Origin of the sequence: Bacteroides sp. An269 (assembly GCF_002159755.1) — a bacterium.
GTDB lineage: Bacteria > Bacteroidota > Bacteroidia > Bacteroidales > Bacteroidaceae > Phocaeicola > Phocaeicola intestinalis.
Genome location: NZ_NFJG01000142.1, coordinates 1 through 9,630, shown reverse-complemented (window position 1 = coordinate 9,630; position 9,630 = coordinate 1). Strand labels below are relative to the sequence as shown.

The 9,630-nt window shown below is 46.2% G+C and carries 13 protein-coding genes; 9 read left to right on the top strand and 4 right to left on the bottom strand.

Translation table 11 applies throughout. From position 1 onward, the window contains the following. Window positions 1–39: 39 nt before the first annotated feature. The gene (locus B5F71_RS17545) at window positions 40–813 is read left to right on the top strand and encodes an IS5 family transposase (protein ID WP_087212905.1); all 774 of its coding nucleotides are present in this window, start codon (window positions 40–42) and stop codon (window positions 811–813) included. Between the two features lie 105 nt (window positions 814–918). Here the strand turns inward: B5F71_RS17545 and B5F71_RS17540 are convergent, their stop codons facing one another. From B5F71_RS17540 to B5F71_RS17525, 4 genes are all read right to left on the bottom strand, one after another. Continuing rightward, on the bottom strand, window positions 919–1,644 hold the full coding sequence (locus B5F71_RS17540) for a hypothetical protein (RefSeq protein ID WP_087212902.1): 726 nt from the start codon (window positions 1,642–1,644) through the stop codon (window positions 919–921). A 133-nt stretch (window positions 1,645–1,777) separates the two neighbouring features. Next, window positions 1,778–2,143 carry a helix-turn-helix domain-containing protein gene (locus B5F71_RS17535; protein ID WP_022040156.1) on the bottom strand — a complete coding sequence of 122 codons (366 nt, stop codon included), beginning with the start codon at window positions 2,141–2,143 and terminating at the stop codon, window positions 1,778–1,780. Between the two features lie 4 nt (window positions 2,144–2,147). Next, the gene (locus B5F71_RS17530) at window positions 2,148–2,444 is read right to left on the bottom strand and encodes a type II toxin-antitoxin system HigB family toxin (RefSeq protein ID WP_022040155.1); all 297 of its coding nucleotides are present in this window, start codon (window positions 2,442–2,444) and stop codon (window positions 2,148–2,150) included. 149 nt (window positions 2,445–2,593) lie between these two features. Then, window positions 2,594–4,702, bottom strand: a complete 2,109-nt coding sequence (locus tag B5F71_RS17525) for a glycoside hydrolase family 97 protein (protein WP_087212899.1) — start codon at window positions 4,700–4,702, stop codon at window positions 2,594–2,596. A 447-nt stretch (window positions 4,703–5,149) separates the two neighbouring features. Here B5F71_RS17525 and B5F71_RS17520 point away from each other — a divergent pair, with 447 nt between their 5' ends. The 8 genes from B5F71_RS17520 (at window position 5,150) to B5F71_RS17485 (ending at window position 9,517) form a co-directional block, all read left to right on the top strand. Further along, a complete protein-coding gene (locus tag B5F71_RS17520; RefSeq protein WP_087212896.1) occupies window positions 5,150–5,566 on the top strand; it encodes a DUF3836 domain-containing protein in 417 nt (138 codons plus the stop codon). 44 nt (window positions 5,567–5,610) lie between these two features. Continuing rightward, entirely contained in the window at window positions 5,611–6,453 is an 843-nt protein-coding gene (locus B5F71_RS17515) for a type II CAAX endopeptidase family protein (RefSeq protein WP_087212892.1), read from the top strand. Window positions 6,454–6,465: 12 nt separating this feature from the next. Then, entirely contained in the window at window positions 6,466–7,080 is a 615-nt protein-coding gene (locus B5F71_RS17510; RefSeq protein ID WP_087212888.1) for a DUF2975 domain-containing protein, read from the top strand. Window positions 7,081–7,262: 182 nt separating this feature from the next. Next, entirely contained in the window at window positions 7,263–7,907 is a 645-nt protein-coding gene (locus tag B5F71_RS17505; protein ID WP_087212884.1) for a DUF2975 domain-containing protein, read from the top strand. Between the two features lie 27 nt (window positions 7,908–7,934). Further along, window positions 7,935–8,585 carry a DUF2975 domain-containing protein gene (locus B5F71_RS17500; RefSeq protein WP_087212880.1) on the top strand — a complete coding sequence of 217 codons (651 nt, stop codon included), beginning with the start codon at window positions 7,935–7,937 and terminating at the stop codon, window positions 8,583–8,585. Window positions 8,586–8,599: 14 nt separating this feature from the next. After that, window positions 8,600–9,052, top strand: coding sequence for a DUF2975 domain-containing protein (locus B5F71_RS17495; RefSeq protein ID WP_087212878.1), 453 nt, complete (start codon window positions 8,600–8,602; stop codon window positions 9,050–9,052). A 13-nt stretch (window positions 9,053–9,065) separates the two neighbouring features. Next, the gene (locus B5F71_RS17490; protein WP_013618102.1) at window positions 9,066–9,302 is read left to right on the top strand and encodes a hypothetical protein; all 237 of its coding nucleotides are present in this window, start codon (window positions 9,066–9,068) and stop codon (window positions 9,300–9,302) included. A gap of 5 nt (window positions 9,303–9,307) precedes the next feature. Beyond that, a complete protein-coding gene (locus B5F71_RS17485) occupies window positions 9,308–9,517 on the top strand; it encodes a helix-turn-helix transcriptional regulator (RefSeq protein ID WP_013618101.1) in 210 nt (69 codons plus the stop codon). The last annotated feature ends 113 nt before the right edge of the window (window positions 9,518–9,630 follow it).

The following is a 9,630-nucleotide window of genomic DNA, read 5'->3' as shown; positions in this document are numbered from 1 at the left end:
AAAAATGTTATATCTTTAAAGGTACCAAACAATAAAGTTATGACACAGTATCCAACCGACCTGACTGAAAAACAGTGGCAAGTTATAAAAAATATTTTAGAGCCGCAAGTGAGGGACCGAAAACATTCGCTTAAAGAGATAATGAATGCAATCCTTTATATCAACAAGACCGGCTGCCAGTGGCGTATGCTTCCCTCTGACTTCGCCCCTTGGCAAACCGTCTATTGCTATTTCCGTAAATGGAAGCTTGAAGGCGTGTTTGAAGAGGTGATGGATACCTTGCACGCTTTCATCCGTAAACAGGCAGGGCATCAGGAAAGCCCCAGCCTTGGCATCATGGATTCCAGAAGTGTGAAGACTTCCCATCATGTTGATTCTGACCGCGGTATAGACGGGAACAAGAAAATCAAGGGGCGGAAAGAGCACATCATTGTCGATACGCTTGGGCTTCCGTTAGCCGTCGCAATCCATGAAGCCAACCTGCATGACAGCAAGGGTGCCCCACAAGCCATAGAAAAACTCGCTTATAAATTTCCGCGTTTGGTTAAAATCCTGGCAGATGGAGGCTACAGGGGAGGTTTGGTCGATTGGGTCAAGAAGAAATTCGGATGGATATTGGAGGTCGTACTCAGAGCGGATGAATGCCCATCCAAATTTCAGGTGCTGCCCAAACGATGGATTGTAGAACGCTCTTTCTCATGGCTGGAAAACTTCAGAAGGCTGACTATTGATTACGAGTTCCTTGCTGAAACTGCGGAAGCCATGGTACAGATTGCATTCATCCAAATCATGCTTAACAAATTTATCGAATGAAATCAAAACAGCTTCTAAAAACTTAATATCTAAAAACTTAATATCTTTCATAATGGAATTTTTTCTTATACTTCGGGCTGCATTAATTTGTGCATTTTGTATATGTCATGTAGTAGAGACGATGTGCACATCGTCTCTACAGAAACAGTGCGAAATGTTCAATGAAATGCACAAATTCATGTCGTACATGGTATAATTTCGGATGCCAAGGTGCAATTGGATATCAGCTCTATCTGCTTCAACGTTCTCTTTTAATATACTAATGGGCTGTTCGCCATGTACTGGTTTAAACCAGATGGCAGGGGAATCGGAGACATTTCTCTTGAACTCCTCAATTTTTGCAGGAGAATATTCCAGCAATCCTACTACTACTACAACGTTTGCCGAATCAAGCACATAGCAATAGATGAAATTGCTTGCCTTGTAATCTTTATTCTTTATCATGTGGTCGGTCAGTTCATCCATTACCTGATTCAGATAATTATAAGAAAATTTGCAAGGCTTGAAAACAAGGTTGCCGGCATTTTCCGTCATCGATTTTATCTGCGCTTGCCCGCTTTCGTTCGTAGCCAACACAACCAATTGTTTTTGGTCGTTAATGAAACATCCGCCATAGTAATCGGGATAGATAGAGGTTGCACTACGGGCGGCGGCCTGCTTGAACCCTGCTATCAGCTTCGCATGGGTTTCCAACGCTTTCTCTTCGGTATTCACTTGAAGAGCAGGTTCACTCTGAGCATTGACTTCTGTCAATACTTCGTTTTCTGAACACGATATCAATTCCATCGGAATCAGTACCAACAATCCGATTAAACAATAAATTCTTTTCATGATTATTGGTTTTTATATTAAACATTCTCAAAGATAGGCTTTTTCGTGATAGTCTGTTACATCTCCCGCCTTTTTAACTTCCTATTTTAACATTATGAACGGATCGCCTGTCCGTGCCGGGGCATCTCTTGCGTTACACACCTAATACGATGTTTGCATCAATGCTTAATTTCCGGCTTATCTCACGGGCTACTTTCAGTGTAGGTTCGCATTTCCCGGAGATGTAATCGCTTAGACGTGAAGGGCTGACGCCAATCAGTTTAGCCAAAGACTTCTGGTTCAACCCCATTTCGTACATACGGAGTTTGAGGATGTCGACAAGCGTAGGTTCTCCCAATGCGAAATGCTCTTCCGAATAGTCAGCAACAAGGTTGGACAGCAATTCCAATTCGATGCTGCTAGGGTCATCAAGAGGCGTCTCGTCCGTAACCAACGGAAGAAGTTCCTCGACTCTTTTTACAGCCCAATCGTATTGAGCTTTTGTTTCTATCTTTGTCATAAGTTTAAATTTTAGAGCAATCAGCTATTTTGTCATATTCCGAATGAGTCCCAATGAAACGGATATAAACAAACTTTATCGTGAATTTTATTACTACAATCAGCCTGTAATTATTACCTTTGATATTGAATACGTAATGCTGGTTGCCTACGTTATCCACACTGTTAAACGATTTCTTTACATCGGCAAAACACGTCCATTGGCTCTTCTTGACTATAGTGGCCCATTCTTGCAAAGCCACTTTCGCATCGGGATGAGTCTCCGAATACTCTTTTATCGCCTGTTCTGTAAATATTCTCATTGGGCCGTTTGATTATCACAGCACAAAGATAGGAAAAGAGTTCTGATTTTCAAAACAATATTTTGATATTTATAATTATGCTATAAAAATAGCGGTACCCCGAAAGATACCGCTATATGCAACTCGGTGTTTCCGTGTTCTATTTTTAATTACAGCTCCTTAATGCTGATAGCTACGCCGCCGCTGGGTGCAAGGCGTTGCTTCAGCACGGTTTTGCTTGAGACTTTCTTGGTGGAGATGACGTAGTCTTGCGGGTTGGTTCGCCAGTCCGCTTTCTTGCCGTCGGCATAGATAGTCGCTTCGTATTTCTTGCCTTCGGGCAGGAAGCTGAGGTCGATGACGGCTTCGCGCGCGTTTTCGTCGGTGATGCCGCCGATGTACCACTCGTTCTTGCCTTTTGCCTTGCGGGCTATGGTGATGTAGTCGCCCGGTTCGGCTTCTAAGATGTAAGTATTATCCCAGTCTACCGCCACGTCTTTGATGAACTGGAAAGCGTCGAGGTGCTTCTCGTAGCTTTGATAGAGGTCGGCAGCCATTTGGAACGGGCTGTACATCGTGACGTAGAGGGCAAGCTGCTTCACTAACGTGGTGCTCAGTTTCGCTTGGTTCGAGCCGTATTGCGAAAGGTCGCATTCGAAGATGCCCGACGTATAGTCCATCGGATCTCCCATCAGGCGGGTAAAGGGCAGGATAGTGGTATGGTCGGGACGGTTTCCTTTGAAGGATTCGAACTCGGTGCCGCGTGCCGATTCTTGCGCAATCCAGTTAGGATAGGTGCGGCACATACCGGTGGGGCGGACGGCTTCGTGCGAGTTGACCATAATCTTATATTGTGCAGCCGTTTCCGCCACGCGGTTGTAGTGGTTCACCATCCATTGTCCGTCGTGGTGCTCGCTGCGCGGGATGATTCCTCCTACGTAGCCCGTCTTCACGGCATCGTATCCGTATTTCTTCATAAAGCGGAAGGCATCGTGCATCTGGCGTTCGTAGTCGGCTACCGATGAGGTGGTTTCGTGGTGCATGATGATTTTCACGCCCTTCTCTTTGGCATAGCGTTGCAGTTCTGCCACATCAAAGTCGGGGTAAGGCTTGTCGAAGTCGTAGATGAATTCCTTGCTGTAGGCATAATTGTCTTCCCAGCCTTCGTTCCAGCCTTCCACCAATACGGCGTCAAACCCGTGCCTCGAGGCGAAGTCGATGTATTCTTTTACGTGTGCCGTGTTGGCTCCGTGGTGTCCGTTCGGTTTCAGCTTCGTATAATCGGTCTTGCCGATAACGATGTCCTGCGTATCGGTGTATGCCCACGTGGAGCCTTGCCCCGTGAAGTATTCCCACCATACGCCGACATACTTCGTAGGATGAATCCACGAGGTATCCGCCAGCTTGCAAGGTTCGTTCAGGTTCAAGATGAGGCTGGAAGCCAAGATGTCACGGGCATCGTCGCTTACTACGATGGTACGCCACGGCGTAACGCTTCCGGTCTGCACGTAGGCTTTCGTGCCATTGCGGTCGGGCGTAAGATGCGTGCTGAGTACGAAGCCTTTGTCGTCCAGATTCAGCTGCATGGCAGGATAGTTCACCAGTGCGGCTTCGTGGATGTTGATGTATAACCCTTCAGCCGATTTCAGCATCAACGGCGATTGTACGGCAAGGTTCGGGGTAGCCGAACGGATGGCGAGCGGCTCCTGGCGCACGCTGTCAATCAGGCTTGCCACTTCCGAGAGTTTCGAAGTCGTAGTGGGATATTCGTTCGTATCATAGTCGCCCGGAAGCCAGAACGCCTTATGGTCGCCGGTCAGGCGGAATTCGGTCTCTTCTTCGTTCACCGTAAAATGGCGCAGTTCTTTCTGCACCGGGAACTCATAGCGGAATCCCAGCCCGTCATTGAACAGACGGAAACGGAGGTTCAGCAGCCAACCCGTTCCGTTTTGCTTCATGGCGATGAACAATTCGTTATGGTGGTCGCGGATTTCACTGTATTGTCCCCATACGGGCTTCCAGGTAGTGTTGCTTTCCGAAGTTTGTGTATCGGTCACCGTAAAGTTGCGGTCGAATTGATAATCGGGACGCACGCTGAATCCCAACTTGCTCTCCTTGATGACATCTTTTCCTTTGTATTGCAAGGAATAGACCGGTGTGCCTTCAGCCGAAAGGCGGAACTGCAGGGTCAGGTTTCCGTCCGGCGATTTCAGTGTCTGTGCAAACATTGTTCCTGCCCAGACAAGCAGGAACAGGCAGATCATGCTTAGTCGTTTCATAGAATGGTATGTTTTTTAGGTAAAGATTACTCCTTATTATATAATATGGCACAGCCCATGCGGAAGCCCGCAAGATACCTATTGATTTATCTCCTTGCGTGACCGCCCGCATTGCCTTCCGCAACCGCCCGTGTAGACCAACGTAACCGCTTACGTCAGCCTACACGGGCAGCCGCGTTTTTAACGTTTGGCTATACCGCTATATATAAAGAACAACCGAAAGCCCTGTTCCACTTATGCCTTTCGGAATAAAAAACAAGCCTTGTTATCCCCTACAGAAGGCGTTATAACCGCATTTCATTAAAAAATTATCGTTTTTCGATAAATTTTTCTCGAAAATCTTTGGTAGTATAAAAATAATGCGTACATTTGCATATCGATAAACGATAAATAATTATCGAATAGAGAACAAAACAAGATTAATAAAAACATTAAAGACATACGATTATGAAAAAGACATTTGTTACCAAAGCTATCGCCGCTATCTTCGCAACCGCTATGATGAGTTTCACAACCGCTACCGAAGCCAGTGCACAGAACACTTTTGTTTACGGACAAGACGGAAACACAATGACCGTTTCTACGCTGAATGCCGATGGCATCTCGATTACGCCGAAGCTGAAATACGAATACCAATACGATGCCAACGGGAACCTGACGGAAAAGAAAGCCTATCGCTGGAATGCCGATAACCGTTCGTGGCAACCCGCTTACCAGCTGAATTACCTTCCTGGCGACGGTATCTACCTGATTGACTATGCTGAATACGACAAGGCTTCGGGCGCGTTTACGCAAAACATCCAGACCAGCATCTATTACCAGCAAACCGAAAACGGTATGTTATTGACCGACATTCAGAGATAATCCACTTGATTCATTCACCTATTATCATATAAGGAGATACAATTATGGGACGCGTTATTAAACTTTTCATCTATTACCTGCTTTATACGTTCGCATTCACCGGCATCTTTTCCGGAGGCTATATGATAGCCAACCACACGTTGGAGTTTCCCCAATCCGATGCTACGGTTTTCCAGCTCACCATGTGGGCGCAAGTGCTCTCCACTTTGGCGGTAGGTGTTCACCTGCTGGTCTGGAAATATGTAAAGCGTGACCAGTTATCCCTAAGCTTCCCCAATGCCGGCAAGGTGATGCTTGCTTCTATTATCCTCATCGTGGGGATGGGATGCTGGACGAACTACCTGACCGAACTCACCGGATTGCCCGATACAATGGAAGAGATTTTCACCAAGGCAATGTACAACCCGTTGGGCGTTATCTCCATCGTCGTAATGGCTCCCATTGTGGAAGAACTTTTGTTCCGCGGAGGAATGCAAGGCCACTTGTTACGCAAATGGAAGAATCCCGCCTGGGCGATTCTGGTGTCTGCCCTTATCTTCGGTATCGTACATGGCAATCCCGTGCAAATGTTTTTCGCTTCCATTCTGGGATTGGTACTGGGCTGGGTATATTACCACACCGGAAGCCTGTTGCCCTGCATGTTGATGCACTTTATCAATAACGGCACCTCAGTATTGCTCTTCCACCTTTCGGGAGGGAAAGACGAAACCATGACCGAAGCCTTGGGCACGACCGGTGCCATTTGCCTTGCCCTCGTGGGTGTAGCATTGACCGTATGGAGCATCTGGTACATCAAGACCCGCCTGATTCCGAATCAGATAGCATGGAAAGAAACACCCGCTCCGGCAGAAGAAGTGATTGCATCAGAAAGTAAAGAACAAGCCTAATTCATCACGCTTATGAAAACCGTACGCATTTTAGGAATTATCGTGATATTGGCGCTGATAGGAGGTGCTCTTAAAGATGCCATTCCCGGATTTATAGACGGGTGGAATGATGCCGAAACCGATTCCCAACTGGTTCTGCCTGCCGACTTTAATTCGGTGTCTTTATCGGTAGAAGGATATAAAGACGGGATTCCTGATAGCCTGTTCAACCGGGCTATGCAAGCAAATGTACCCTGCGAAGTGAATGGGGTGAACACTTACGTGAAGCATAATTCATGGGTGCATGCCATGGGCTTTGTGATTCTACCTGTTATATTGCTCGTCTTTTATGGAGTTTATTGTCTGATACGCTTGTTGGTATCGGTAAGCCGGGGAGAAATATTGATTCGGAAGAACATACGCCGCCTGCGTTTCTTCATTTATCCGATAATGGCATTCTCTGCCTTGTACGAACTTCAGAACTATATCCTTTATCGGATTGCCACCAGCGAGCTGGTATCTTCCGGGTATGTGTTCGATGAGTTCCATTTGAAATATTCGTGGACTTTCATGTTGGTGATTGCCCTCTTGACCGAGATTTTCGCCCAAGCGGTACGCATCAAAGAAGAGAACGATTTAACCATATAAATAAACACTTCCGTTCGGCCTGTTTGCTTGCCTTGAAAAGTAATATATACTTCATCGCCAGTTTCAGTACTACTGAAACTCCCATAGAAGATATATTCAATGGCAAACACAGATATATTCGTTTGCGGAGGCATGTAAATAGTCTATAACGGGAATTTGAACAGCATTAAATAGTATATCTTATGAAATACATCAGCCTTTTAGGAATCATCACCATTATCGCCCTTTGCACGGAGTTCGTTTTACAGATGTCTGGCGGAGATGCAATAGAAAGCTTTAATGCCGGACGTGAAACCGGAGCACAACAAGCGGAAAGCGGTGCAAGTTATGTCCATTCTTTCCTTCTTCCCGTAAAAGCCAAAGTCATTCCCGAAGGAATGGAGGGGGAAGCCACCTTGCAACTTGCGGATGGGACAAAGACCGTGCCCTATAGTATTGCCGAAGTAAAATGCGAGGTGCGCCCCAGCTGGTTCATTGCGATAGCTCTTACCTTCGGCTCTTTCTTTGTTGCCCTTATCGGCATCTATTCCATTTATTGCCTGATCCGCTTGTTGATACGTGTGGCGAAACGTGATATTTTTTCCCGTCGCAACGTATACTGGATACGTTGGTTCGCCTACGTCAATGCCGGAATTTACCTGGGATTGATGCTCTTCGAATGGTTATTGGAGCGCGATGCGGTAAGCCAGCTCCGCATTCCGGGCTATCAGGTCATCGGCATCGAACATACCGTTTACGATTTCAGTTCCTTCTTTGTCATCGTCTTACTGGCAGAGGTCTATGCCGTAGCGGTAAAGATTAAGGAAGAACAGGATTTAACCATCTAAATTACACATTGCAAATTATTACGCCTTATGAAAAAAAGACTAAACCTCATCTGCTTGGGAATTGTGCTCGCCGTTCTTGTCTCCATGTCCTTCTTGTTCAGCACATTCTATTACGGTTTCAAGGCAGGGATTGACGCTTACGAACAAGGAGCGGCGGGAGTGGAAAAGCTTGACGTGACTTACAAGATGATTGGCACGATGCCGACCGATGTCATCACCAACGAAACCGCTACGGCTATCAATGAGAAAGACGGTTCCACCGTGTCTATTCTTCCTTTTATCAGTATGATAGGAATTCCGAACGAAAAAGCGGATGCTACCGATTCCATATTCCTTTCATTGCTGGACTGGATGGTGATAATATGTTGCATTTATGCCATAGTCCAATTCGTCAAAATGATTCGGAACATCCACCGCAACATCATTTTTGATTGGGCGAACGTGAAACGCCTGCGCCGGTTGGGCTTTTCGCTTATCCTCTGCTTCTGTTGCTCGTTGGTGACGTTCGCCATCAACAATCATTTAGTCTCTCAAGTGATAAGTTTGAAGGATTGTGACTTTTCCATTGCTTTCCAGTTTTCAGACCCGACATTGCTCATCGGCTTCACCTCCCTGCTGTTCGCCGAGATTTTTGCAATCGGGTTAAGGCTGAAAGAAGAGAATGATTTAACCATCTAAAAAACGGACCGCTTATGAAAACAAAACCCGATAAACAATTGGTGCAATATTGCGAAGCGCTGATGGTGCTTTCTGTCTTTAGCGCAACATGCTTTGGCGTATCGAACATTTTCCCAATCTGCTACGAGTTGGGCAAAGACGCAAGTGACACATTCATCTGGTTTGCCTTGGTGCAAGGCATAAAGGCATACGCGATGTTCTTCATCGCCGTCCTGCCCTACTTTCTAGTACGCAACGTACGGAACGGATCGGTCTTTACTTCCGCCAACCAGCGCATCCTGCTTGCCATTGGCGGCTCAACCGTTATTTCCGGCGCGCTTATCAATGCTATTATCAACTGTTCTCCCCTTGAGATGCCGACCGATACCAGCCTGTTGCTCATCATCATCGGATTGTTCATCGTCCTTGTCTCGCTGATGTTCAAGATAGGCATCCGCATGCAAGAGGAACAGGACCTCACCATTTAAACCCATTATGCCTATGAAACCGAAAAGCAACTATACCCGAGTAATGGCAGGATTTTACATCTTCCTGTGCCTTATCGCCTCGATGATTGTAGGCGAACTCATCTATTTTTTAGCGATAGTCCCATTGGTGCCCAAGCAGACTTGGCTTCCGCTCATGAATGTGGCTTGGGTTTATCTTGTGGTTGCTATCTATTACAAACTGACCCGCCGTTATACCAAATGGTGGAAGAAACTGGAAAATAAACAATAATGCCTATGCCGATAATAGTAAATCTTGATGTGATGATGGCGAAACGGAAGATTTCGCTGGGAGAGCTTGCCGAACGGATTGACCTGACACCGGCAAACCTTTCTATCCTGAAGACAGGAAAAGCCAAAGCGGTGCGCTTCTCCACGCTGGAAGCCATCTGCAAGGAACTGAATTGCCAGCCCGGCGACATACTGGAATACCAGGCGGAAGAATAACCGATATTCACCACAGAATTCTAAGACTTGCACAAGTTTTATGGCGGAATATTTTTGTTAAATAAGTTAAACGGGTGGGTTTCCCTGTCCCGTTTAACTTTTATAGTTCATAA